Source organism: Streptomyces sp. CBMA291, assembly GCF_014596525.1.
In the GTDB taxonomy this organism is placed as follows: domain Bacteria; phylum Actinomycetota; class Actinomycetes; order Streptomycetales; family Streptomycetaceae; genus Streptomyces.
Genome location: NZ_MSJP01000047.1, coordinates 43,548 through 66,371, shown reverse-complemented (window position 1 = coordinate 66,371; position 22,824 = coordinate 43,548). Strand labels below are relative to the sequence as shown.

Genomic DNA, 22,824 nt, shown 5'->3' with positions numbered 1-22,824 from the left:
TACGCCTCCGCCGCACGACCCCCACCCTCAGGAACCGAGGCTCCCGGCCGACGGCCCGGCGACCCCTGGCACTTCGGCCACCCTTGGGACCCCGAAAGCCTCTGGGACCTGGAAGGCTTTCGGGCCCCCGGCCCCCACCCGGACCCAGGGTGCCCGTCCCCGCCCCGGCCGTACGCCCTCACCCCCTAAGGCGAGGCACCCCAGGGCAAGGCCCCCTAAGGCTTGGCCCCCCAGGGGATGGCCCCCTAGGGCATGGCCCCTCGCCGCCGTCCTGGTGACCGTCCTGGCGGGGGCGGGGCTGCTCGCGGGGCCGCCGCCGGTTCGGGCGACGGCGGCCGTACCGGCGGAGCGGGCGGCGGGCCCGGCCCCCGGCGCGGCTCCAGGCTCCGGCGCGGCTCCAGGCCCCGCCTCGGCCGTACGCGTACGGCAGGCGGCGGTCTCCGACCCCGCCCCCGTCTCCTTCACCGGGCAGGCCTTCGACACCTGTGAGGCGCCCACGCTCGTCGAGATGAGGGCCTGGCGGGCCTCCCCCTACGGGGCCGTCGGGATCTACTTCGGGGGCCGGGGGCGGGGCTGCCCCACGCAGCGGGAGCTGAACCGGTCGTGGGTCGCCGAGGTCCACGGCATGGGATGGCGGCTGCTGCCCGTCTTCGTCGGCTCCCAGGCGCCGTGCGTGAACGCCCCGGCCAAACGCCCCTTCGCCCTGGGGGACGACCCCTGGGGGCAGGGCACCCAGGAGGCCGACGAGGCGGTACGGGCCGCGCGGGCCCTGGGGCTGGACGCGGGCAGCCCGCTGTACCTGGACATCGAGGCGTACCGGCCGGACGACACGCGCTGCTCCGCGACGACCCTCGCGTTCGTCCGCGCCTGGAACCGGGAGGTGCGGCGGCTCGGCCATGTGCCCGGCTTCTACAGCAGCGCCGACACGGGGGTGCGGGACATCGAGGCACAGCGGCGGATGGGCACGGCGGACCTGCCGGAGGTGATGTGGTTCGCGCGCTGGGAGGGCCGGCCCGCGCTCTACACGGAGAGCGCGCTCGACCCCCACGCGTGGACGCCGCACGCGCGGATCCACCAGTACGCGGGGAACGTCGCGGAGACGTACGGCGGCCACCGCCTCCTCGTCGACCGGAACGCGGTGGACGCCCCGGTCGCCCGCGTCACCCCGTAGGGCGGACCCCTAGGTGGTCCCGGACGGTCTCCACCCAGAGGAGGTGGAGCCATCCGCACCCCTACAACCTGAGGCGGACGGCGGTTCGGGACCTGGGGCCGATCCGCCGGACACCCCTCCCCTCCTAGCGTGGAGCCATGACTCCGCCACCCTCTGGCCCCGTCTGCACCGGTGCCTCGCAGCACGCGTCGTACCCGACCTTCTCCTCGTACGTGCGGGCGCGCGGGCCCGTGCTGCTGCGCACCGCGCGCTCCCTGACGGCCAACCCCTGTGACGCCGAGGACCTGCTCCAGACGGCCCTCGCGAAGACCTTCGTCGCCTGGGAGCGCATCGAGGACCACCGAGCCCTGGACGGCTACGTACGCCGGGCGCTGCTGAACACGCGCACCTCGCAGTGGCGCAAGCGCAAGGTGGACGAGTTCGTCTGCGAGGAGCTGCCCGAGCCCGCAGGACTGCCCGAGCCGGACCCGGCCGAGCGGCAGGTCCTGCACGACGCGATGTGGCGCGCGGTCCTGAAGCTCCCCGAGCGGCAGCGGCAGATGGTAGTCCTCAGGTACTACGAGGACCTGAGCGAGGCGCAGACGGCCGAGGTGCTCGGAGTCTCCGTCGGGACGGTCAAGAGTGCCGTCTCGCGTGCGCTCGGCAAGCTCCGGGAGGACCCCGAGCTGACACCCGTACGGTAGGCCCCGGGGGCCCTTTCCCGGGACGGTCCCTCGCTTCTGCCAGTAATCACTGGCGATTTCCGTGGCCCCAGGTAGTGACATACCGCTTGGTACGTGCGCAGAATCTCCACACCCCCCTACTGCCGCGTAGCACCCCCCGGGAGGACGCCCCCGTGTACAGCACCATGCAGGACGTACAGCTCAACGTCAGCCGGATCCTGGAACACGGCCGACGGGTCCACAGCCGTTCGACGGTCACCACCTGGACCGGAGAGCCCGAGCCGCAGCGCCGTACCTTCGCCGAGATCGGCGACCGCGCCGCCCGGCTCGCGAACGCCCTGCGCGACGAACTCGGGATCACCGGCGACCAGCGGGTCGCGACCCTCATGTGGAACAACGCCGAGCATGTCGAGGCGTACTTCGCGATTCCCTCCATGGGCGCGGTCCTGCACACCCTGAACCTCCGGCTGCCCCCCGAGCAGCTGGCGTGGATCGTCAACCACGCGGCCGACCGGGTGGTGCTCGTCAACGGTTCGCTGCTGCCCCTCCTCGCCCCGCTGCTCCCGCACCTGCCGACCGTCGAGCACGTCGTGGTCACGGGTCCCGGCGACCGGTCCGTCCTCGCCGGAGTCGCGCCGAGGGTGCACGAGTACGAGGAGCTGATCGCGGGCCGCGCCACCACGTACGCCTGGCCGGATCTGGACGAGCGCACCGCCGCCGCCCTCTGCTACACCTCCGGCACCACCGGCGACCCCAAGGGCGTCGTCTACTCCCACCGCTCGATCTATCTGCACTCCATGCAGGTGAACATGGCCGAGTCGATGGGCCTCACCGACCAGGACACGACCTTGGTGGTGGTCCCGCAATTCCACGTGAACGCCTGGGGGCTGCCCCACGCGACCTTCATGACCGGTATCAACATGCTGATGCCGGATCGTTTCCTCCAGCCCGCTCCGCTCGCCGAGATGATCGAGCGGGAGCGGCCGACGCACGCGGCGGCGGTTCCCACCATCTGGCAGGGGCTGCTCGCCGAGGTCACCGCGAACCCCCGCGACCTCTCCTCGATGGCCCAGGTCACCATCGGCGGCGCGGCCTGTCCGCCCTCCCTCATGGAGGCGTACGACCGGCTCGGCGTCCGCCTCTGCCACGCCTGGGGCATGACGGAGACCTCCCCGCTCGGCACGATGGCGCACCCTCCGGCCGGGCTGACCACCGAGGAGGAGTGGCCCTACCGGGTCACCCAGGGGCGTTTTCCGGCCGGTGTCGAGGCGCGGCTCGTCGGCCCCGGCGGCGACCACCTGCCCTGGGACGGCGAGTCGGCAGGCGAGCTGGAAGTGCGCGGCACCTGGATCGCGGGCGCGTACTACAGCGGCGTCGACGGCGAACCGCTCCGCCCCGAGGACAAGTTCAGCGAGGACGGCTGGCTCAAGACCGGCGACGTCGGCGTGATCAGCCCCGACGGCTTCCTCACCCTGACCGACCGGGCCAAGGACGTCATCAAGTCCGGCGGAGAGTGGATCTCCAGCGTCGAACTGGAGAACGCCCTCATGGCCCACCCGGCGGTGGCCGAGGCGGCGGTCGTCGCCGTCCCGGACGAGAAGTGGGGCGAACGCCCGCTTGCGACCGTCGTCCTGAAGGAGGGCGCGAGCGCCGACTACGAGACGCTGCGGGCCTTCCTCGCCACCGAGGGCGGCATCGCCAAGTGGCAGCTCCCGGAGCGCTGGGCGATCGTTCCGGCGGTGCCGAAGACCAGCGTGGGCAAGTTCGACAAGAAGGTCATCCGCAAGCGGTACGCGGACGGCGAGCTGGATGTGACGGAGCTGTAGGGGAGCCCCCTACGGGCGCAGGGCCGGGGCTTTGCCCGGGGCCGGGTTCCCTTACGGGACGAGCCCCTGGCCGGGTCCCTTACGGGCCGGGTCCCTGGCCAGATCCCCTACGGGCAGGGACCCCTACGGGACCGGGCCCCGCACGGGCAGGACCCCTACGGGACCGAGCCGCACAGGACCGAACACGGCGCCGAGCCGCACCGGGACCCGTACGGGAGCGATCCGGGGTCCGAACCCCGGCCTGAACCCCGGCCTGAACCCGTTCCGAACCCGGCCAGAACCCCTGAGGCCCCCGGCCCGGCCTCCGTACGGCCCGGCCTCCGTACGGCCCCGCCCCGTACGGCCCCGACCCGTAAGGGACCGCCCCGGGCCCCGGCCGACGCGGAACGAACCGGCCCACGGTGGCGCCAAGTTCAGCCACGGGAAAGCGGGGCGGGCTTCGGTCGGTGAAGCCCGCCCCGCCTCTTCGCTCGCCGGGTCAGTTGGTGCCGATCTTCGCCAGCAGGTCCACGATCCTGGCCTGTACCTCGGCGCTGTTCGAACGCTCCGCGAGGAACAGGACGGTCTCGCCGGAGGCCAGCTTCGGCAGTTCCTCGCCGGAGAGGTCGGCGGAGGTGTAGACGACGAGCGGGGTGCGGTTGAGCTGCCCGTTCGCCCGCAGCCAGTCGATGATCCCGGCCCGGCGGCGACGCACCTGCATCAGGTCCATCACCACCAGGTTCGGCCGGGTCTGGGTCGCGAGCGTGACCGCCTCGGTGTCCGCCGCGGCCCGCGCCACCTGCATCCCGCGCCGCTCCAGAGTGGCCGCGAGCGCCTCCGAGATGGCCTCGTTCTCCTCGATCAGCAGGACACGGGACGGGTGCTGCTCACTGTCCCGGGGCGCGAGCGCCTTGAGCAGGACGGCGGGATCGGCACCGTACGCGGCCTCCCGCGTCGCCTGCCCGAGCCCGGCGGCGAGCAGCACCGGCACCTCGGCGGCGACGGCCGCCTGCCGCAGGGACTGGAGCGCCGTACGGGTGATGGGCCCGGTCAGCGGGTCGACGAAGAGCGCGGCGGGGAAGGCGGCGATCTGCGCGTCGACCTCCTCGCGGGAGTGCACGATCACCGGCCGGTAGCCCCGGTCGCTCAGCGCCTGCTGGGTGGAGACGTCGGGCGCGGGCCAGACGAGCAGCCTGCGCGGGTTGTCCAGCGGCTCGGGGGGCAGTTCGTCGTCGACCGGGCGCGGCGCGGGCCGGTTGGCGACCTCGACGGCGCCCCCGGGCCCGTCGAGCGGCTCGGGACCCTCGGCGGACCCCTCGGCGGGCGCCCCTATGGCGTAGGCGCGCCCCTCGGAGAGGGCGGGTGCCTGCGCGGGCCCCTGCGGGTGGGGCCGGGCCTCGCCGGCGCCGGGCAGGGCCGCGGGGACCGGCGGGTCGATCTCGGGCGGGGTGGCCAGCTTCCGCCGCCGCCCCGAACCGTTGGCGGGCGCGGGAGGAGCGGACACGGGCCCGACGGGGGGCACGGGCACGCCCTGCCCCAGGGTCCGGACGCTGAACTCCCGCCCGTGGGACGGGTCGTTCGGCATCGGCAGCTCGGGAGGCAGCGGTACGGATCCGGTGCCGTTCCCGGTGACGGTCCGCGGTTCGGGCAGGGGCGCGGCCGGGGCCACGGGCTGCGGATACGGCTCCGGCGCCACGGCCCGCCGACGCCCGGTCGGCCCGGCCTCCTGCGGGTGGGGCTGAGGGGGCGTGTGATCCGCGCCGGGGACACCCCGTACGGTCTCGTGTCGCCCCTCGTCGGAGACCGGCAACGGCCCGGCGAAGGCGGGGGAGGAGGGGGTGGAGAGGCCTGGGGTGGCCGGAGTGGCGACCGGTGCGCCGGGGGCGGTGACGGGACCACCGGGCATGGCGACCGGGCCACCGGGGGCGCCGACCGGAGCACCGGGCATGGCGGTCTGCTCGGGGCGGTCGGTGTCCACGGGGCCGAGCGCGAACGGCGTGCGGGGCCCGGCCTCGGCGGCGGCCGCCCGCTCCTGCGCGGCGGCGAGGGCACGGCGACGGCGCCCGCTCGGCTGCGCCTCGGCGACGGGTTCGGAGGCGACGGCGGGCAGCGCGAGAGCCCCTACGGGAGCCGCCCCTACGGGAGTCCCCGACGGGTCGACGAAGGCCCCTACGGGCGCCCCGGAGGGGTCGGCGACGACACCCTGAGGCGGTACGGCGGCACCGAGTGCGGCCCGGCCCTGCGCGCCTTCGGCGGCGGTGACCACGGCACCTTCGGCGGGCCGCCCGCGCCTGCGGCCGGTGGGCTCGACGCCCGGACCGACGGGCACGGGAGGCCCGGCGGGGAAGTCGGCGCCCGCCCCGGCCGGACCGGACCCGGCCGGACCCGGTTCGACGGCCCCGGCGGCTTCCTCCGTACGGCCCCGGCGACGACCGCTGGGCTCGGCGCCCTCGGCCCCGACCGGACTTTCGAGGAAGGCATCGGTGGAACCACGACGGGCCCGCCGCCGCCCCCCACCGGAGGCCTCGGCACCACCGACGGCGAGCGCACCGGACGCGAGGGCGGAGTGATGGGCGGGGCTGGAGGGATCTGAGGCGTCGGAAGTGCCACCGGGGCCGACGGGGCCGACGGGGCCAGCCTGGCCGGACGCTACCGGCGCTACCGGCGTCGTAGGCGACACAGGTGTTACGGGCGGGACCGCAGGGCCTCCCGGGAGCACCGGGCCCGCCGGGGAGGGCAGACCAGGGGGAGCCGAAGGGAGCTGCGGGGAGACCGGGGACGTCTGGGCCACGGGAGCTACGGGGGTCATCGGGGCCACGGGAGCCATCGGGGACGCCGGGGGCAGCTGGGGGGAGGCCTGCGCGGGCAGCGCGAGGGCTTCACGGGCCGCTCCGGGGACGAGACCGTCAACCGGGACGGGGCCGTCACCCGGCGCGGGACGGCCACCCGGGAGCCGACCGGCAACCGGCGCGGGACGGCCACCCGGCACGGAACCGTTGCCCGGCACCGGACCGTTCCCTGCCCCGGAACCGCTCCCCAGCGCGAGGGGCCGGCCCCCGCCGCCGACAGCCGCACCGGCACGTGAGCCCGCACCCGGGCCCGCGCCGACAGCCGCACCCGAGCCCACCGCCGTACCGGAACCGGAGCCGGAGCCGGAACTCGCCCCCGAGCCCGCCCCCGTACCGGCGGAGCCCGCGTCCCCGGTCACGTCGTCAGCCGTGTCGGATTCCCCGGGCGGATCCGTGATCGTGCCCCGGCCCGCGCCGAGGGGTACTTCGAGGACGTACGCGCCGCCGCTCGTTCCCGGCACCTCGTGGGTCTGCACGACACCGCCGTGGGCGGCCACGATGCCGCGGACGACGGGTCCGTGGACGGGGTCGCCGCCGGTGTACGGGCCGCGGACCTCGACACGGACGACGTCACCGCGCTGCGCGGCGGCGACGACGATGGTGGAGTCGGCGGGCGCGGCGCTGCGGCTGCGGCCGGTGGTGTCCACCCCGGCGACGTCCGCGACGAGGTGGGCGAGGGCCGTCGCGAGGCGTACGGCGTCCACCTCGGCCTCGATCGGCGGCGCGTGCACGGCGAACTGGGCCCGACCGGGACCGATCAGCTCGACGGCCCCTTCGATGCCCGCGGTGACGATCCCGTCGAGGAGGGCGACGTGCTTGTCCAGCTTCTCCTCGCCCTCGTCGAGGCGCTGGTAGCCGAGGACGTTGTCGACGAGCGTGGTCATCCGGGCGTAACCGGCGGCCAGATGGTGCAGGACCTGGTTGGCCTCGGGCCAGAGCTGCCCGGCGTCGTCGTCGGCGAGGGTGCCGAGCTGGGTGCGCAGCTCGTCGAGGGGGCCGCGCAGCGAGTGCGCGAGGACGGCGGTGAGCTGCTCGTGCCGGGCCGCGAGGGAGGCGTACCGCTCCTGCTGCGCCTCGCGTTCGGCGGCGGCGCGCTCGGCGCGGTCGGCCAGCTCGGCGGCGTGCTCCTCGATCAGCTGCTCGTACGGCCTGCGGTCGGTGAAGGTCATGACGGCGCCGACGAGCTGGTCGCCGTCGCGCACCGGAGCGGTCGTCAGGTCGACCGGGACCCGCTCGCCCTTCTTCGCCCACAGGACCTGCCCCCGGACGCGGTGCTTGCGCCCGGACTTGAGGGTGTCGGCGAGCGGGGACTCCTCGTACGGGAAGTCCTCGCCGTCGGCCCGCTTGGCGAGGATCAGCGGGTGCAGCTCCTGACCGCCCAGTTCACCGGCGCGGTAGCCGAGGATCTGCGCGGCGGCGGGGTTGACCAGGACGACCCGGCCGTCGGTGTCGGTGCCGACGACCCCTTCGGCGGCGGCCCGCAGGATCATCTCGGTCTGCCGCTGGGAACGGGCGAGTTCGGCCTCGGTGTCGAGGGTGCCGGTGAGGTCGCGGACGACCAGCATGAGCAGTTCGTCGCCGGTGTAGCCGCCGGAGGAGGCGTAGGCCTCGCGGCCGTCCTCCAGGCTGGCACTGGTGACCTCGACGGGGAACTCGCTGCCGTCGGTACGGCGGGCCATCATCCGGGTCGGCTTGGTGCGGCCGAGTTCGTCGGTGTTCTCGGGGCGGCGCATGGAGCCGGGGATGAGACGCGAGTCGAAGGAGGGCAGCAGATCGAGCAGCCCGCGCCCGACGAGCGCGGTGCCCGGGGTCTCGAACATGCCGAGGGCGATGGTGTTGGCGTTGACGACCGTGCCGTTGCAGTTGACGAGCACCAGGCCGTCGGGGAGGGCGTCGAGTATGGCTGCGAGGCGAGCAGCGCCCCGGGATGGCCTGCTGCTCACGACGACGCTTCCTCCCTGACGCACTGCTACGTGCTTGCCGATCGGCCGGCCGGCCCCATCTTGCCCCTCGGGCCGCAGCCTGTCACTGAGGGGAGTCTAAGGGAGCCCGGGGGCGGATCCCCTGTCTCGGCCCCCCGGATGGCCTCATGTGCGCCGTTCACACCCTGACGAGTGGAAGGACGGGCTCCATGTTCTCCCAGCGGGCGATCTCGCAGCCGTTGACACGGGAGAACCTGGCGTCCACCGGATGGCCCAGCCAGGTGCCCGTGACGTGGGCGAGCGCGGGACCGCCGTACACCTGGGCGCAGATCCGGCCGGCGGGCACGGGCGCGAACGGGTCCGTTTCCCTCTCGGCGAGTCGTGCGAGCCGCGCACAAGCGTGCTCCCGCGCCGGGTGGTTCCCCCCGGGCCGCCCGTCACAGGTCAGCTCGTAGGTGCCGTCGGCGGCGGGGTTGCGGCTCTCGGAAATGGTCACGGTCAGCGCGTCGGGCGCGGGGAAGAGCGACAGGGGCAGCGGCCCGATCCCGGTGGAACCGGCGGCGGCGGTGGCGAGGGAGACGAGGGCGAGGCGACGCAGCATGAGATCTCCAGGGGCGGGCCCGGCTGGGGGCGGGGATGAGGGAGGGACGGGGGTGGGACGGGGGCGTGTGCGGTCCTGATCCGGCCCGACCCGGACCGGGCGTGTCGGATCGGATACGACGCGAGGGACCGGCGAGCGAGACCGGCGAGCGGGGCCGACGAACGGGACCGGTGAACGGGACTGGCGAGCGGGACCGCCCGGGACACGGGACGGACGCCGACGCCGCCGGGCTTAACGCGTGGGGGGCGGGGTCGTTGCGGAGGGGAGGGCGGGAGGACGGGACGGGAGGGGCGGGGGAGCTGGAGGTACGAGGGCGCCGGGGCACGAGGGAGCCGGGCGGGCCGGGGGATCGGGAGGGGCGGGTGCCGGGAGGGACGGGCGCGGAGGGGCGCCTCGCCCGTCCCTGTGGTCGGTCCCGGTGGGTCGTCACGCCGAGACGGCGTGGGGAGGCGCGGGAAGGGCACGGGGGCGACTGGGGAACGGGGCGGGGAAGGCGTCGCGGTGGGGGCGTGACGGGGGCGCGGCGGGGCGCGCGGGGCTTTGCCCTCGACCCCGGAGGACTAGTACGGTGAGAATCGATTGGTGGCGCACGGTTCGCCTGTGTCATCATCTGCACGCACCACACGCGTCAGCGCGCGGTGCATGGAGGCGTCGCCTAGTCCGGTCTATGGCGCCGCACTGCTAATGCGGTTTGGGTCTTAAAGCCCATCGAGGGTTCAAATCCCTCCGCCTCCGCCCCACCCGAAGCCCCGGCCCCCAAGGCCGGGGCTTCGGCCGTTCCCGGCCGAAGTTTTTTTCGATCCCGACCGCCGCCCTCCCCGCTTCCAGCGGACGACCCTGCGGCAGGCCGCTCGACGTTTTCGCAGGTCACAAGGGGTGTGCCCCATGGATTTCACATGTCGGCGGCAGTCATGTAATGTTCTTCCTGTCGCCGCGAGCGGGTCGAAAGACCGGGGAGCGAAGGCAAGAAAAAAGAACAAGCACTCGTAGCTTAACGGATAGAGCATCTGACTACGGATCAGAAGGTTGCAGGTTCGAATCCTGCCGAGTGCACAGAGACAAGAGGCCCGGACGAGAGTCCGGGCCTCTTGCGTTGTGTGCGGGGGCGTGCGGCAGCGAAGTGTGCCGTCGGGGCCTGGGGGGGAAGGCCCCGGGGGAGAATTCCCGGGGCCTTCCCCGCGGCGACGTGGCTCTGGAGGGTGCGGCCGTGTGCTGGGTGGCCGTGTCTCCGGCTGGTCGGTCAGGGGGGTGCGGGCTTTCGCCGGAGTGAGGTCAGAGCCATCCCCGGATCTGCTTGCCCGCGACGCCTTCCGGGCGGTTCAGCGCGTCGTACACCTTGTGGCCGGAGTCGCGGGCGCCGCCGGCGAAGGAGACGGTTCCGCGGTCGGAGACCTTCGCCGCGATGCCGCCCCAGTACTTCGCTTCGCGCTCCCACTGGACGTCCTCCAGCAGGCGGTCCAGCGTGAGGCCTTCCGGCAGGGGCTCCGAGGCCCAGGACATGGTGCGGTTCATGGTCGCGCCGAGGCCGGCCACGACGGCGGTCTTGGCGTGGAAGAGCGAGGCGTTCTCCTGAAGGAACGCTCCCACCGTCTCCATGACTTCGCGCTGGACGACCGCCTTGTCCGGGCGGTCGCCGTTCTCGTCGGTGGGGAGGTCCTCGTGCTCGATACCGGTCGAGGCGGCATGGATGCCGGCCTTGCCGAGCATGGCCGTGGCGACGAGGGTCCGCTGAATCTCGGAGCGGGTGAGGGCGTACTCGCTGACCGGTTGTCCGGCCTTCTGGGCTTGTTCCACGTCAACGAGTAGCGCCAGAGGAGGTGGCGGCGGAAGTGGCTGCCCGGGAGGAGGTGGGCTGCCTTCCTGCGGATGTCCGACCAGGGCATGGCCGCGTCCTTGACCGGCATGCCGGGCGGGTCCGTCTTGCCGCCGTGGCGGTGGGCGTGCAGACGGGCCGCCGGGACGCCCGCGGCGCTGACCGTCCAGTCCAGCAGGGTCCGGTCGCGGGCCAGGCCGATGATCAGCAGGCGTCCGCCCGGGGACAGGAGGCGGGCCATGGTGCCGATCGCAGCCGTGAAGTCGACGTGGTGGACCACTGCCACCGCGCTGATGAAGTCGTAACGGTCCTCGGGCAGCAGGCCCTTGGTCAGGAAGTCCCCCTCCGTGAAGGTCGCGTTTCCGAGATGTGCGCCGCGTTCACGGGCCAGGCGGATCATCGCGGGGGAGCTGTCCACTCCCGTCACCGCGCCGACCCGCTGGGCCAGCCGGCGGGCCAGCAGGCCCTCGCCGCAGCCGATGTCCAGGGCCTCTCGGCAGACTTCCGGCACCGCGTCGAGTACGAGGGGGTGGTACTGCACGTTGTGGTTCCAGTACTCCATCGCCCCAGCCTGCCCTACCCGCGCGGAGCTGCGTCCCGGGGTGACACGCGGTGGGCGAGGGTTTTTTGCCCGGGGAGTGGGCAGGGGCGGATGATCGGTATTTCTTCATTTCTTCTCTATGGGGGTTTTGGTCATGGCGCTCTTCGGCAACGCGCACTCGATCGATCCGGCGCAGGCGCAACAGGAGTTCGCGCGGCTGTTCGCGCAGGGGGAGCAGGTGCATGCCGCTTATCTGCTGGTTCGTGACACGATCCTCTTCACCGATCGGCGGCTCGTGCTCGTCGACAAGCAGGGGATCACCGGCAAGAAGGTCGAGTACCACTCGATCCCGTACCGGAGCATCACGCACTTCTCCGTCGAGACCGCCGGGACCTTCGATCTGGAGGCCGAGCTGAAGATCTGGATCTCGGGCACCCCCGTGCCCGTCCAGAAGACCTTCACCAAGGGTGTCGACATCTACGAAGTGCAGGCGGTTCTCACGCAGTTCGTCGCCAAGTAGGCGTCCGGTACGGAGGGGAGGTCGCCCGGGTGCCACCCGGAGACCTCCCCTTTTGGGTGAACCTGTCTGATTTGCATGTCAGTTGAATATGCCCTCGGCCTAACTTGCGTGCGGAGGTGATGATCGATGGACGCGATCGACATCGATGACTTTGCGCACGCCGCCACGGGTGGGCCCCTGCGGCGGCTGACCGCGGCGGACGGGACCCATTGGTTTCCTGTGGTGGACGTGGCGAAACAGCTCGGGTACGGCGGGAGCCGGGAGGTGCTGCGGACGGTGGCGCTCGCCTCGGGCTGTCTGGCGTCCGCGCGGGAACTGGTCGACGGCGAGGAGTTCCTCGGCCGGTCCGGGATCAGGGCCTCGACGCGGATGGTGAGCCTCCAGGGACTCGTCCAACTGGTCGGCGCTTGCCGAAGGCCGGAGGCGGCGCCGTTCCGGGCGTGGAGCGCCGAAGTGGTGGCGACCGTCCAGCGGAACGGTGGCTACGGGCTCGAAGCCTCTCCCGTCCACGCCGGGTTCGTCCTGCCACCGGAGCTGGTCGACGTCCTCGTGCGGCTTGAGGGCCGGTTCGACGACCGGGCCGCCGACTACATCGAACACACCGAGTACGTGGAGCTGCTCCGCGAGACCCGGCACAGCCTCTCCAGGGTCGCCGACTCCCTTGAGCGGCTCGCCGTGCCCCGCCAGCGCACCGCCGCCGTCGTCACCCTCACCCCCCAGCAACTCGTCGAGTCCTGGGCCCTCAGCGGGGACGTCCGCACGGTCGCCAACTGTCTGGCGCCCGCGCTCGTCCGGGGCGGGGTCCGCTACCGGCCCCAGGACGTCACCCGTCACACCGGACTCTCCTGTGAGCGCGTCCACGACTGCGTACGCCTCCTGCTGGAGCGGGGCTGCATGCGGGAGGTCGGCGAACCCGACCCGGACGGGGCCCGGATCTACGTCCTTCCCTGACCCGGACCGGGCTTTCCCACCGTCCCTCCTGCCCAGGGCCTGTCCGGCTCGTGGCCCCTGTGGCGGAGACTGGAGAGGTCGGAGAGTACGGGAGGCAGGGCGTGGAGTGGTGGAGCCGGGGGATCACCTGGGCCGGCGGCGAACCCGGGCTTCGATGGCGAGGCGGGCGGGTCAGCCCGCTCGGCCAGGGGCGTGAGCTGGCCTTCCGGGCGGTCGGGGTACGGCGGTGCCCGGGGGCCCGGGGAAATCCGTGCCCGATCGCGGCGGCCGTCCCCGGGCGGGCCACCGGCGGCCGGTGTCCCGAGTGCGCGCGGCTCGACCGGGCCCACTCCGTCGCCGCCGACACCTTCCTCGACGACCCTCGCCCGTACCGCGTCTACCTGGCCTGGTTCGGGCCCGGGATGACCAAGGTGGGGATCACCGGCGAGGAACGCGGGCCGGTCCGGCTGCTCGAACAGGGAGCCGTCACCTTCGGCTGGCTCGGCCGAGGGCCGCTGATGGCCGCCCGGCGCACCGAGGAGGTACTGAGGCAGGCCCTCGGCGTGCCCGACCGGATCGCGTACGAGCGGAAGAGGGCGGTACGGCACGCGCTGCCTCCCGCCCCGGAACGGGCGGCCGAGGTCCTGGCGCTGTACCGGCGGGCCCGGGAGGTCGGCGGCTGGTCGGAGACGCTGGAGCCGCTGGAGTGCGAGCCGTACGACCACGCGGCCGTCTTCGGTCTCGACGGGCTGCCGCCGCTCGACGGCACGGTCACCGAGCTGACCGACGGGGGCGTCGTCGCCGGGCGCCTGCTGGCCACCGCCGGGCCCGATCTGCATCTGCTCGCCCCCGACGGGCGCTGCCTCGTCCTCGACACCCGGTTGATGGGCGGGTGGATGCTTCAGAGTGCCGGGGGCGGGGAGGGCGACGAGCACGGGCACGGTCGTGGTTTCTCCGTGCCGGTGGCCGTGACGGGGGCGCCCGCCGTCGACCCGAGTGCGCAGGGGGAGCTGTTCTGACGGGTCTCGGCCGTCGTGCCGCCGACCTCCTGTCCTTCCTTTCGTGAAGAAGCGGAGCCCTTTTCCCGTCCGTCGTGGACATTCCGGTTCCGGTCCGGCGAGGGTGAGCGCATGAGCCCCGATGGGAACGCCGCCCCCGACCTCCAGGCCCTCGACCCTCAGGGCCCCGCCCCCCAGGCCCTCGCCCGGCGGCTCGGGATCCCCGGGTTCGTCGATGTGCACACGCACTTCATGCCGCAGAACGTGCTGGACAAGGTGTGGGCCTACTTCGACGCCGTGGGGCCGCTGACCGGGGTCGCGTGGCCCATCGCCTACCGCGAGGAGGAAGACCGTCGGCTCGCGCTGCTGCGCGGCTTCGGGACGGTCGCCTTCACCGCGATGCTCTACCCGCACAAGCCCGGCATGGCGGAGTGGCTGAACGCCTGGGCCACCGACTTCGCCGCGCGCGTCCCCGACTGTCTGCACACCGCGACCTTCTTCCCCGAGCCGGGCGCCCACGCGTACGTCCTCCGGGCGCTCGAAGCCGGTGCCCGGGTCTTCAAAGTGCACCTCCAGGTCGGAGGCTTCGATCCGGCGGACAGACGGCTGGACGCCGTCTGGGGAGCCCTCGCCGACAGCGGCACCCCGGCCGTCGTCCACTGCGGATCGGGGCCCGCCCCGGCCCCCTTCACCGGCCCGGGGCCCATGGCGAGGCTGCTCGCCCGGCATCCCCGGCTCCGGGTGATCGTCGCCCATATGGGGATGCCGGAGTACCGGGAGTTCCTCGACCTCGCCCAGCGGTACGAGGGCGTCCGTCTGGACACCACCATGGCCTTCACCGACTTCGGCGAGCGGTTGTCGCCGTTCCCCAGGGAGGAGCTGAAGCGGCTCGTGGACCTCGGTGATCGCATCCTGCTCGGCTCGGACTTCCCGAACATCCCGTATCCGTACGCCCACCAGCTCCAGGCCCTGGAGCGGCTCGGGCTCGGGGACGACTGGCTCCGTGGGGTGCTCTACGGGAACGGGGCCGCGCTGTTTCACGTGAAACCGTAGAGCCAGGCGGGTGGTGTTTCACGTGAAACGTAGAGCCGGGTGGGTGGTGTTTCACGTGAAACCGCAGGGCGGGTCATGGGCCGGTCGGCGAGCGCCGCTCTGACGGAGGCTCCGGGGCGACCTGGCGAGGGGCCGCCGTGCCCGGTGTTTCACGTGAAACCGCATGGCCGTTTCTCAGGGAATTCACAGGAAAGGGCAAGAGGCCTCTCAGCGGCGGTCGGCACCGTGGTGCCATGACCGTCACCACATCCCGCACGAGCACCCGAAGCGGCTCCCGCGCCGAACTGCTCCGCGCCGACGGAACCGCCGTCCGAGTGCTCGTCGTCGACGACGAAGCCTCGCTCGCCGAACTGCTCTCCATGGCCCTGCGGTACGAGGGCTGGCAGGTGCGCAGTGCCGAGGACGGCGCCGCCGCCCTGCGTACCGCGCGCGAGTTCCGGCCCGATGCCGTGATCCTCGATGTCATGCTTCCCGACGCCGACGGGCTGAGCCTGCTCGGGTGCATCCGGCGCGAGCTGCCCGATGTCCCGGTCCTCTTCCTGACCGCGAAGGACGCGGTGGAGGACCGGATCGCCGGGCTCACGGCGGGCGGCGACGACTATGTCACCAAGCCCTTCAGCCTGGAGGAGGTCGTGGCCCGGCTGCGTGGGCTCATCCGCAGGTCGGGGGCGGCGCTCGCGCGCAGCGAATCCCTGCTCGTCGTCGGGGACCTCACCCTCGACGAGGACAGCCACGAGGTCACCCGGGGCGGTGACTCCATCCACCTCACGGCGACCGAGTTCGAGCTGCTGCGCTACCTCATGCGCAATCCGCGACGGGTGCTCAGCAAGGCGCAGATCCTCGACCGGGTCTGGTCCTACGACTTCGGCGGCCAGGCCAATGTCGTCGAGCTGTACATCTCCTATCTGCGCCGGAAGATCGACGCGGGTCGCGCCCCGATGATCCACACCCGGCGAGGGGCCGGCTATCTGATCAAGCCGGGGGAGTAACGGCAGGTGAGTGCCAGGCGCCACGGGCCCGGCATGACCCGAAGGCCACGCCCCGGGGCAGGGCGACGGACCTGGTCGTTGCGGACCCGGCTTGTCGTCTCCGCGGTCGCGCTGATCGCGATCGTCGCAGCCGTCATCGGCACGGTCACGACGATCGCGTTCCGCTCGTATCTGTACGACCAGGCGGACGAACAGCTCGGCGGTCTGACGCAGCGGGCCGCCGGGCCACCGGTCGCCCTGCCCGTCCCCGACCCCGTCCGGGCCCGGGAACCGCTCGCCTTCCTCGGCGGGCCGGGCGTCCCCATCGGAAGCCTCGGCGCCGCCCTGACCGAGGACGGCGTCTCCGCCGCCGGGTACTCGACGGAGGTCGCGGGCGGCGACGGCACGGAAGGCCCGCGCTTCCCGATCCGGTCGCTCGACGAGGCCCAGAGCGCCGCACTCGCCACCGTTCCGCGTGACGGACGACCGCACACCGTCGAACTTCCCGGCGGTCTCGGCTCGTACCGGGTCGCCTTCGCGCGGGGTGGCCACGGAGCCTTCCTCGCCGGTATCCCGCTCGCCGAGGTCGAGGACACCCTCTCCACCCTCGTCCTCGTCGAGCTGAGCGTCACCGGTGCCGGACTGGTCGCCGCCTCGCTCGCCGGGACCGTGCTCGTCGGGGTGGCCCTGCGGCCGCTGCGCCGGGTCGTCGCCACCGCCGGTCAGGTCGCGCAGCTGCCCCTGCACAGCGGCGAGGTCGCGCTGCACCAGCGGGTCCCGGAGACCGAGGCCGACCCGAGGACCGAGGTCGGCCAGGTCGGCGCGGCCCTCAACCGGATGCTCGACCACGTCCACTCGGCGCTCGACGCCCGCCAGCAGAGCGAGACCAGGGTCCGCCGGTTCGTCGCCGACGCCAGCCATGAACTGCGCACCCCGCTCGCCTCGATCCGGGGGTACGCGGAGCTGACCCGGCTCGGCGGGGAGGAGTGCGGGCCCGACACCCGGCACGCCCTCGGCCGGATCGAGTCCGAGGCGGTCCGGATGACGGGCCTGGTGGAGGATCTGCTGCTGCTGGCCCGGCTCGACACCGGACGGCCCCTCTCGTACGAGGACACCGATCTCGTCCCGCTGGTCGTGGACGCCGTGAGCGATGCCCGTGCCGCCGGGCCCGAGTACCACTGGAGCCTCGAACTGCCCGAGGACGGCGGAACCCCGGTCCGCGGGGACCGGGCCCGGCTCCACCAGGTCCTCGTCAATCTCCTCGCCAACGCCCGTACCCACACCCCGCCCGGGACGCGGGTCACCGCCCGGGTCCGCCCGGCGGCCGACTCCGTCACCGTCCTGATCGAGGACGACGGCCCCGGCATCCCGCCCGAGCTGCTTCCCACCGTCTTCGAACGGTTCGCGCGCGGCGACGCCTCCCGTTCCCGGACCGCCGGGTCCACCGGGCTCGGGCTCGCCATCGTCCGCGCGGTGGTCCTCGCCCACGAGGGCGAGGTGAGCGTCGACAGCGCCCCGGGCCGCACGGTGTTCACCGTCCTGCTGCCGTACGCCTCCCCCTCACAGGCAAGGCACAGGCTCGTCATACGGGCGTGACAGCGGCCCCGGCAAGGGTCGGACCATGCGAACCCCAACGATCGCGGGGCCCACGTCCGGCGCCCTCCCCGCCAGGGAACACCTGCCGGTGCACCCGGCCGGACGGCCCGTACTCGACGTGGTGATCCCCGTCTACAACGAGGAGAAGGACCTGGAGCCGTGTGTCCGCCGCCTCCACGAGCACCTCTCCCGGACCTTTCCCTACGGCTTCCGCGTCACCGTCGCCGACAACGCCTCCACCGACTCCACGCCCGCCGTCGCCGCCGCGCTCGCCGCCGAAGTGCCCGAGGTGCGCTCCGTACGGCTCGAACAGAAAGGGCGCGGGCGGGCGCTGCGGACGGTGTGGTCGGACTCGGACGCACCGGTCCTCGCCTATATGGACGTCGACCTGTCCACCGACCTCAACGCCCTGCTTCCGCTGGTCGCGCCGCTGATCTCCGGCCACTCCGACCTGGCGATCGGCTCCCGGCTCACCCGCTCCTCGCGGGTGGTGCGCGGCCCTAAGCGGGAGTTCGTCTCCCGCGCCTACAACCTGATCCTGCGCGGCTCGCTCGCCACCCGGTTCTCCGACGCCCAGTGCGGGTTCAAGGCGATACGGAGGGACGTCGCCGAACGGCTGCTCCCGATGGTCGAGGACACCGGCTGGTTCTTCGACACCGAGATGCTCGTCCTCGCCGAGCGGGCCGGGCTCCGCATCCACGAGGTGCCGGTCGACTGGGTCGACGACCCCGACTCGACCGTGCGCATCGTGCGCACCGCCACCGACGACCTGAAGGGCGTGTGGCGGGTGGGCCGGGCCCTCGCCACCGGTTCGCTGCCGCTCGACCGGCTCGCCAGGCCCTTCGGGGACGACCCCCGGGACCGCGAGCTGAACGGGGTGCCGGGCGGGCTCGCCCGGCAGCTGGTGGGGTTCTGCGCGGTCGGGGTGCTGTCCACGCTCTTCTACCTCGCCCTCTACTCGGGCTTCCGGCTCGGACTCGGGCCGCAGCTCGCCAACGCCGCCGCCCTCCTGGTCTCCGCCGTCGCCAACACGGCGGCCAACCGGCGGCTCACCTTCGGGGTCCGGGGCCGGGACCGGGCCGTCCGCCACCAGGCCCAGGGCCTCGTGGTCTTCGCCATCGGCCTGGCCCTGACCAGCGGTTCGCTGGCCGCCCTCGGCGCGGCGGGCGGCGATCCCGCGCACTCGACCGAACTCGCCGTGCTGGTCGTCGCCAATCTCGCCGCGACCGTCCTGCGCTTCCTCCTCTTCCGGCTCTGGGTCTTCCCCGAGCGGTCCACCGCAAGGAACACCCGATGACGCTGAATCCGACGACTCCGGTGGTGCCCGCGTTTCCCGCAGGCGGGCCCGGCAGGGCCGCCCGGCTCTGGCGCGGGCGCGCCGACGACGCCCTCTGGGTCCGGCCGGCCTTCCTCGGTCTGCTCGCCGCGACCACGCTCCTCTATCTGTGGAACCTGGACGCCTCCGGCTACGCCAACTCCTTCTACTCCGCCGCCGTGCAGGCGGGCGGCGAGAGCTGGAAGGCCTTCTTCTTCGGCTCGCTCGACGCGGCCAACGCCATCACCGTCGACAAGCCCCCGGCCGCCCTCTGGCCGATGGCCCTCTCGGTACGGCTCTTCGGCCTCGGGTCCTGGCAGATCCTCGTACCCGAGGTCCTCATGGGCACCGGCACCGTTGCGGTGCTCTACGCGGCCGTACGGCGCCGGTTCGGCGCGGGCGCGGGCCTGATCGCGGGCGCGGTCCTGGCACTCACCCCGGTGGCCGCGCTGATGTTCCGCTTCAACAACCCGGACGCGCTGCTCGCCCTGCTGATGACGGTCGCCGTCTACGCAGTGCTGAGGGCCCTCGAAGAGGACAAGGGCGCGACGAAGTGGCTGGTGGCGGCGGGGGTGGCGCTGGGGTTCGCGTTCCTCGCGAAGACGCTCCAGGCCTTTCTGATCCTGCCGCCGCTCGCGCTCGTCTACGCGGTGTGCGCGCCGGGCGGGCTCGGGCGCAGGCTCGGCCGGCTCGCCCTCGGCGGCCTCGCGCTGCTGGTGTCGGCGGGCTGGTGGGTGGCCGTGGTCGAGCTGTGGCCCGCGTCCTCCCGCCCGTACATCGGAGGTTCGCAGCACGACAGCTTCCTTGAGCTGACCTTCGGCTACAACGGGCTCGGGCGCATCAACGGCGACGAGACCGGCAGCGTCGGCGGCGGGGGCGGACCCGGTGGCATGGGCGGGGGCCGCTGGGGCGAGACCGGGCTCGGCCGCATGTTCAACGACTCGATCGGCGGCCAGATCTCCTGGCTGCTGCCTGCGGCGCTGATCCTGCTGGCCGCCGGGGTCGTGGTGACCCGGCGGGCGCCCCGGACGGACACCGCGCGCTCCGCGTTCCTGGTGTGGGGCGGCTCCCTGCTGATCACGCTGGCCGTGTTCAGCTTCATGGCGGGCATCTTCCACGAGTACTACACGATCGCCCTGGCCCCGTACATCGCGGCGCTCGTCGGCATGGGCGCGGCGGTCCTCTGGGAGGAGCGCACCCGGCTGCTCGCCTCGGCGACCCTGGCGGTGACGGCGGCGGTGACCGCGTGGTGGGGCTGGTCGCTCCTCGGGCGGACCCCGGAGTGGCTGCCGTGGCTGCGCTGGACGGTCCTGGTGGCGGGCGCGGTGGCCGCGCTCGGGCTGCTGCTCGCGGGCCGCACGGACCGGCGGCTCGGGCTCGGGGCGGCGGGGCTCGGCCTGGCGGCGGGGCTCGCGGGGCCGTTCGCGTACACCCTGGCTACGGTCGACACCGGGCACCAGGGTTCGATCGTGACGGCGGGCCCGGCGGGCGCGGGCTTCGGCGGCATGCGGGGTCCCGGCGGTGGCCGGGGCCGGGGCATGACCTTTCCGTACGGCTTCCCGGGGATGCCGGGCCAGGACGGCGGCCAGGGCCAGGGGATGCCCGGCCAGGGCCAGAACCAGGGGCAGGGGCAGAACCAGGGCATGCCTGGGCAGAACCAAGGCCAGGGACAAGGCACGCCCGGCCAAGGCCAGGGCCGGAACCAAGGCGGTCGCCCCCCGGGCATGCCCCCCGGTATGCCCAGCGGCGAAGGTTTCGGTGGGCCCGGTGGCTTCGGCGGCGGCGGTATGGGCGGGCTTCTCAACGGCACGGCCGTCGGTGCGGAGGCGAAGACCGCGCTCCTCGCCGACGCGGACGTGTACACCTGGGCCGCAGCCACCGTCGGCGCGCAGAACGCGGCCGGATACCAGCTCGCCACCGAGAAGCCGGTCATGGCGATCGGCGGCTTCAACGGCAGCGACCCGTCCCCGACCCTCGCGGAGTTCCAGGCGTATGTGGCCGAGGGGAGGATCCACTACTTCATCGGCGGCGGCGAAGGCGGCACGGGAGGCGAGACGGCCGCCGGATCGGCCGCCGGAGCGGGAGCCGGAACAGGCGACAACAAGGCCGCCTCCGGCGCCGGTGCGGACGGCCGGGGTGGCAGGACCGGCGGTCCCGGCGGTGGCTTCGGCGGCGGTTCGGAGATTTCCTCATGGGTCTCGGCGCACTTCCGGAAGGTCACCTTCGGCAACGCCACCTTCTACGACCTGACCCGCCCCACCACCTGACCGGCCTCACCACCTGACCCGCCTCACCACCCGACCCGCACGCACGGGGAGACCGTCGGCGCACCCCGCCGACCCTCCTTGCCGGAAACAATTTCCTATACAGCGTAAGAGACGCCCTTGTACGGTGTACGAGAACCCCATCCCGTACACCGCCCAAGGAGTGCTGCCCATGACGGCGAAGCCCGTCGCGAACGAGAAAACCGCCCCCGGCGGCCACCCGCAGCGCTGGCTGATCCTCGGCGTCATCTGTCTCGCCCAGCTCACCGTGCTGCTCGACAACACCGTGCTCAGCGTCGCCATCCCCTCGCTGACCTCGGAACTCCACGCGACCACCACCGACATCCAGTGGATGATCAACGCGTACTCGCTCGTCCAGTCCGGACTGCTGCTCACGGCGGGCAACGCGGCCGACCGCTACGGGCGCAAGAAGCTGCTCGCGATCGGGCTCGCGCTCTTCGGTCTCGGCTCGCTCGCCGCCGGGCTCGCCGACTCCACCGGCCAGCTGATCGCCGCCCGCGCGGGCATGGGCGTCGGCGGCGCGCTCCTGATGACCACCACCCTCGCCGTCGTCATGCAGATCTTCGACGACTCCGAGCGGGTCAAGGCCATCGCGCTCTGGTCCACGGTCGCCTCGCTCGGCTTCGCGGGCGGACCGCTGATCGGCGGGGTGATCCTGAACCACTTCTGGTGGGGAATGATCTTCCTGATCAACATCCCGGTCGCCCTGGTCGCCCTGGTCGCCGTCGTCCGGCTCGTACCGGAGTCCAAGAACCCCCAGGGCGAGCGCCCCGACCTGCTCGGCGCGCTGCTCTCCACCATCGGTATGACCGGTGTCGTGTACGCCATCATCACGGGTCCCGGGCACGGCTGGCTCTCCGCCGAGGTGCTGCTCCCCGCCGCCGTCGGCGCGGTCGCGCTCGCCGCCTTCGCGCTGTGGGAGCTGCGCACCCCGTATCCGATGCTGGACATGCACTTCTTCCGGAACCAGAAGTTCGTCGGGGCCATCGGCGGCTCGATCCTGGTCGTCTTCGGCATGGGCGGTTCGCTCTTCCTGCTCACCCAGCACCTTCAGTTCGTGCTCGGCTACGAGCCTCTGGAGGCGGGGCTGCGGATGGCGCCGCTCGCCCTGACGATCGTCGGCCTCAACCTGACCGGCGTCGGGCCCAGGGTCGTGATGAAGCTGGGCACCCCGGTCACCGTCGTCCTCGGCATGACCCTGGTGGCCGCCGGGCTCACCTCGATCGCGCTGCTCGGCGGCGGCACGGACGGCGGATACGCGGGCATGCTCCTCGGGCTCGTCCTGATGGGCTGCGGCATCGCCGTCTCCTCCCCGGCCATGGCCAACGCGATCATGAGCGCGATCCCGCCGGAGAAGGCGGGCGTGGGCGCCGGGATCAACGGCACCCTCGCCGAGTTCGGCAACGGTCTCGGTGTCGCCGTCCTCGGGGCGGTGCTCAACGCGCGGTTCGCCGCCCTCGTCGCGGTCACCGCCACCTCCCTCCCGGCGGCGCTGGCAGCGGCGGGTGGCGCGGGCGAGCGGCAGCAGATCTCCGACGCCTTCGCGTCCGGCCTCCAGACCAGTCAGCTGTTCGGCGCCGCCGCCGTCTTCGCCGGCGGTCTGGTCGCCTACGCCCTGCTCCTGCGGGCCGAACGCGGCGAGGCGAGGGCCGCCGAGGAGGCGGAGCGGGCGGCGGCGAGCGCGTAGGCCACGCGCTCGGGGCCGGGCCGGGGCCACCGGGCCCGGGGCACCCGGCCGGACCTCGCCAGAGGCCGGAGCGTGCCCCGGTGCCGTCCGGAAGCCACGCCCTAGCAT

General features: G+C 73.2%; 15 protein-coding genes, 2 tRNA genes and 1 pseudogene. 14 read left to right on the top strand and 4 right to left on the bottom strand.

Translation table 11 applies throughout. The features are described 5' to 3' along the window. The first annotated feature begins 274 nt into the window (after positions 1–274). The 3 genes from BU197_RS13230 (at position 275) to BU197_RS13220 (ending at position 3,659) form a co-directional block, all read left to right on the top strand. Positions 275–1,171 (top strand): DUF1906 domain-containing protein, encoded by an 897-nt coding sequence (locus BU197_RS13230; protein ID WP_317452018.1) that lies wholly within the window; start codon positions 275–277, stop codon positions 1,169–1,171. A gap of 137 nt (positions 1,172–1,308) precedes the next feature. After that, on the top strand, positions 1,309–1,854 hold the full coding sequence (locus tag BU197_RS13225) for a SigE family RNA polymerase sigma factor (protein ID WP_188268442.1): 546 nt from the start codon (positions 1,309–1,311) through the stop codon (positions 1,852–1,854). Positions 1,855–2,006: 152 nt separating this feature from the next. Next, positions 2,007–3,659, top strand: a complete 1,653-nt coding sequence (locus BU197_RS13220) for a long-chain fatty acid--CoA ligase (RefSeq protein ID WP_188268441.1) — start codon at positions 2,007–2,009, stop codon at positions 3,657–3,659. Between the two features lie 478 nt (positions 3,660–4,137). Here the strand turns inward: BU197_RS13220 and BU197_RS13215 are convergent, their stop codons facing one another. Both BU197_RS13215 and BU197_RS13210 read right to left on the bottom strand, forming a co-directional pair. Next, a complete protein-coding gene (locus tag BU197_RS13215; RefSeq protein WP_188268440.1) occupies positions 4,138–8,430 on the bottom strand; it encodes a PAS domain-containing protein in 4,293 nt (1,430 codons plus the stop codon). Positions 8,431–8,587: 157 nt separating this feature from the next. Further along, the gene (locus BU197_RS13210; RefSeq protein WP_188268439.1) at positions 8,588–9,010 is read right to left on the bottom strand and encodes an SSI family serine proteinase inhibitor; all 423 of its coding nucleotides are present in this window, start codon (positions 9,008–9,010) and stop codon (positions 8,588–8,590) included. 644 nt (positions 9,011–9,654) lie between these two features. On the opposite strand from BU197_RS13210, the gene BU197_RS13205 reads away from it, so the two are divergent. Next, positions 9,655–9,745: transfer RNA gene (locus BU197_RS13205), tRNA-Ser, on the top strand. A 245-nt stretch (positions 9,746–9,990) separates the two neighbouring features. Next, a tRNA-Arg gene (locus BU197_RS13200) sits at positions 9,991–10,063 on the top strand. A gap of 219 nt (positions 10,064–10,282) precedes the next feature. Here BU197_RS13200 and BU197_RS31320 read toward each other — a convergent pair. Together BU197_RS31320 and BU197_RS31315 are read right to left on the bottom strand one after the other, a co-directional pair. Beyond that, positions 10,283–10,804 carry a hypothetical protein gene (locus BU197_RS31320; protein WP_317452026.1) on the bottom strand — a complete coding sequence of 174 codons (522 nt, stop codon included), beginning with the start codon at positions 10,802–10,804 and terminating at the stop codon, positions 10,283–10,285. Positions 10,805–10,995: 191 nt separating this feature from the next. Beyond that, positions 10,996–11,385, bottom strand: a pseudogene (locus BU197_RS31315) (class I SAM-dependent methyltransferase); the annotation flags it as partial. A 133-nt stretch (positions 11,386–11,518) separates the two neighbouring features. Between BU197_RS31315 and BU197_RS13185 the strand changes: the two are divergent. The 9 genes from BU197_RS13185 (at position 11,519) to BU197_RS13145 (ending at position 22,716) form a co-directional block, all read left to right on the top strand. Then, positions 11,519–11,884, top strand: a complete 366-nt coding sequence (locus BU197_RS13185) for a PH domain-containing protein (protein ID WP_188268467.1) — start codon at positions 11,519–11,521, stop codon at positions 11,882–11,884. A 228-nt stretch (positions 11,885–12,112) separates the two neighbouring features. Continuing rightward, positions 12,113–12,835 (top strand): DNA-binding protein, encoded by a 723-nt coding sequence (locus tag BU197_RS13180; RefSeq protein WP_411158486.1) that lies wholly within the window; start codon positions 12,113–12,115, stop codon positions 12,833–12,835. A gap of 101 nt (positions 12,836–12,936) precedes the next feature. Then, entirely contained in the window at positions 12,937–13,833 is an 897-nt protein-coding gene (locus BU197_RS13175) for a DUF2797 domain-containing protein (RefSeq protein ID WP_188268437.1), read from the top strand. Between the two features lie 111 nt (positions 13,834–13,944). Then, on the top strand, positions 13,945–14,865 hold the full coding sequence (locus tag BU197_RS13170) for an amidohydrolase family protein (RefSeq protein WP_188268436.1): 921 nt from the start codon (positions 13,945–13,947) through the stop codon (positions 14,863–14,865). A gap of 233 nt (positions 14,866–15,098) precedes the next feature. Further along, complete coding sequence (locus BU197_RS13165) at positions 15,099–15,854, top strand: response regulator transcription factor (RefSeq protein WP_317452021.1); 756 nt, start codon at positions 15,099–15,101, stop codon at positions 15,852–15,854. A 33-nt stretch (positions 15,855–15,887) separates the two neighbouring features. Further along, complete coding sequence (locus BU197_RS13160) at positions 15,888–17,429, top strand: sensor histidine kinase (protein ID WP_188268435.1); 1,542 nt, start codon at positions 15,888–15,890, stop codon at positions 17,427–17,429. Positions 17,430–17,454: 25 nt separating this feature from the next. Next, positions 17,455–18,726 carry a bifunctional glycosyltransferase family 2/GtrA family protein gene (locus BU197_RS13155; protein WP_223182470.1) on the top strand — a complete coding sequence of 424 codons (1,272 nt, stop codon included), beginning with the start codon at positions 17,455–17,457 and terminating at the stop codon, positions 18,724–18,726. Then, a complete protein-coding gene (locus BU197_RS13150) occupies positions 18,723–21,011 on the top strand; it encodes an ArnT family glycosyltransferase (RefSeq protein ID WP_188268434.1) in 2,289 nt (762 codons plus the stop codon). Before BU197_RS13155 ends, BU197_RS13150 begins: the two co-directional genes overlap by 4 nt. Before the next feature lie 169 nt (positions 21,012–21,180). Further along, positions 21,181–22,716, top strand: a complete 1,536-nt coding sequence (locus BU197_RS13145; RefSeq protein ID WP_188268433.1) for an MFS transporter — start codon at positions 21,181–21,183, stop codon at positions 22,714–22,716. Positions 22,717–22,824: the final 108 nt, after the last annotated feature.

Coding starts and splice junctions, on each gene's coding strand:
- BU197_RS13210 (WP_188268439.1), bottom strand. CDS start 9,010: ATGCTGCGTCGCCTCGCCCTCGTCTCCCTCGCCACCGCCGCCGCCGGT.
- BU197_RS13165 (WP_317452021.1), top strand. CDS start 15,099: ATGACCGTCACCACATCCCGCACGAGCACCCGAAGCGGCTCCCGCGCC.
- BU197_RS13160 (WP_188268435.1), top strand. CDS start 15,888: ATGACCCGAAGGCCACGCCCCGGGGCAGGGCGACGGACCTGGTCGTTG.
- BU197_RS13170 (WP_188268436.1), top strand. CDS start 13,945: ATGAGCCCCGATGGGAACGCCGCCCCCGACCTCCAGGCCCTCGACCCT.
- BU197_RS13150 (WP_188268434.1), top strand. CDS start 18,723: ATGACGCTGAATCCGACGACTCCGGTGGTGCCCGCGTTTCCCGCAGGC.
- BU197_RS13145 (WP_188268433.1), top strand. CDS start 21,181: ATGACGGCGAAGCCCGTCGCGAACGAGAAAACCGCCCCCGGCGGCCAC.
- BU197_RS13155 (WP_223182470.1), top strand. CDS start 17,455: ATGCGAACCCCAACGATCGCGGGGCCCACGTCCGGCGCCCTCCCCGCC.
- BU197_RS13225 (WP_188268442.1), top strand. CDS start 1,309: ATGACTCCGCCACCCTCTGGCCCCGTCTGCACCGGTGCCTCGCAGCAC.
- BU197_RS13185 (WP_188268467.1), top strand. CDS start 11,519: ATGGCGCTCTTCGGCAACGCGCACTCGATCGATCCGGCGCAGGCGCAA.